This is a genomic window from Bowdeniella massiliensis, assembly GCF_023634005.1.
Lineage (GTDB): Bacteria > Actinomycetota > Actinomycetes > Actinomycetales > Actinomycetaceae > Bowdeniella > Bowdeniella massiliensis.
Map to the genome: position 1 here is coordinate 1 of NZ_JALIQR010000028.1, position 1,790 is coordinate 1,790.

The following is a 1,790-nucleotide window of genomic DNA, read 5'->3' on the forward strand; positions in this document are numbered from 1 at the left end:
GCAACCGCAACGTCATCGAGCGTCGCTACTGCCACATCAAGCAATGGCGCGGACTCGCCACCCGCTACGACAAGCTCGCGATCGTCTACCGCGCGGCCGTGATCCTCAACGCCGTCATCTCCTGGACTTGGCAATTCTCAGACACGCCCTAGCACTCACCACGACCAACGTGCCCCCTTATAAGCAGAGAACTGAACCATTGACACTGAACCTGACTGGAAGAGGATTCACGCCATTGCTCGCAAGTCGAATTACAGCTGTAGGGCTTTCTGGACTCGGGGTGTTCCACCTCGGACTTGCGGCCGCTACCCCATGGGGCGGGCACGCCACGAAGCGTTGACGCCAATCGTTGACCACTGAGTTAAACTCAGCCTCACGGGATGGGTCTCCCCAGGCGTCGGCCACCCTGCTTGCAACTGACACGGAGTCATTGAGCACCTCGATCAGGTGGTGGCGGCCCCGGGCAATCCGCAGACCGTGAAGAGTGGCTGCTCTCGAATGTGACCGCCGACTGACGCTCGTGACATGGCACCCTGGGGAACCTCACCATGGGACAACTGATCCTCCCCAAATAGCAACCGCTACGGATTGAACTCAGCGGATATCGGGCACATCTCCGCGCCGAATGGTTTCAGACAAAAGATCCGCACCTATCGCTAACCCGAGTTGGCTCAGGTTAGTCAGGTGCGCTGCTTGAGTGGATCGCGTTGATGGCGGTGGTGAGGTCCCCGGGCAGGTCAGTCTCGGCGGTGAGCTGGTGACCGTTGATGTTCAGGGTGACTTCCCGGTACCGGCGGGCGGTGCTGATGAATTTCTTCCGCGACCACCCGGTGAGCGTCTCCAGCCGTTGGGCCACGGCCAGGGCGGCGGTCACGATGCTCAGGTGAGCATCGATGGAGTCCTTCTGCCGGTGGAAGACCGGGCGGGCGGCCAGGTCGTGCTTCGACATGCGGAAGGCTTTCTCGATGTGCCACAGCTGGTGATAAGCCCCGATCACGTAGTCGGCTGAGGCGGTCTCGGGTGCCAGGTTGGTGATGTAGGCTTTCCACCCGGCAAGATCACGGGCCTTCTGCTCAATCTCTTCCTTCAGGAACCGCCGCTCACCTTCGATGCCAACGAACCTGTTGCGCTTCACCGGGGCCTTACCCGCTACGGCTTTCTTCGCCTTGGCGACCTGCTGGTCGATCCCGCGCAGGGTCCGCTTGGCCCGCTGTTCGCGGTACTGGTAGTAGGTGATCGCCTTCCGCCGAGCCCCGGCGGTGCCCTCATAGACCGGCCAGGACAGGATCATCCCGTTCTCGGGGGCCTGGTCGGGGTTCTCCTCGATCCAGGTGCGGATCGGGTAGGGCACCTCGGGCAGCTTCTCACCGATGATGTAGGAGAGCTTGGCGGTCTCGATGGCTTTGCGGTTGGCATCAGAGACCATGCCTGCGTCAGCGACCACAGTGATGTCTTCCAGCCGGTGGGTGGACATGAAGTCCTGCAGCACCGGGATCATGGTCTTGGTCTCGGGGGCGGCCGTTCTCGGACGCGAGGCTGATGGTCGAGGGCATCATCTACCGGTATCGGTGCGGGATCGCGTGGCGGGATCTGCCGGAGGTGTTCGGGCCGTGGCAGACGGTATGGACGTGGCATCACCGCATGGCCGCCGAGGGCACCGCCACGGACGAGGCCGGGCTGGTGGATTGGTCACTGTCGGTGGACTCCACGATCGTTCGTGCGCATCAGCACGCGACGAACACGAAGCGCCTCACAGGGGGCTGGATCGAATTACACGAATCCGGGCGTCG

The 1,790-nt window shown here is 62.5% G+C and carries 1 protein-coding gene and 1 pseudogene; one reads left to right on the plus strand and one right to left on the minus strand.

What is annotated here, in order from left to right:
• Nucleotides 1-676 precede the first annotated feature (676 nt).
• A pseudogene (locus MUN85_RS12475) lies at nt 677-1,501 on the minus strand (IS1634 family transposase); the annotation flags it as partial.
• A 38-nt stretch (nt 1,502-1,539) separates the two neighbouring features.
• Here MUN85_RS12475 and MUN85_RS12480 point away from each other — a divergent pair.
• A partial coding sequence (locus tag MUN85_RS12480; protein WP_431603565.1) for a transposase occupies nt 1,540-1,790 on the plus strand: 251 nt, incomplete at its 3' end.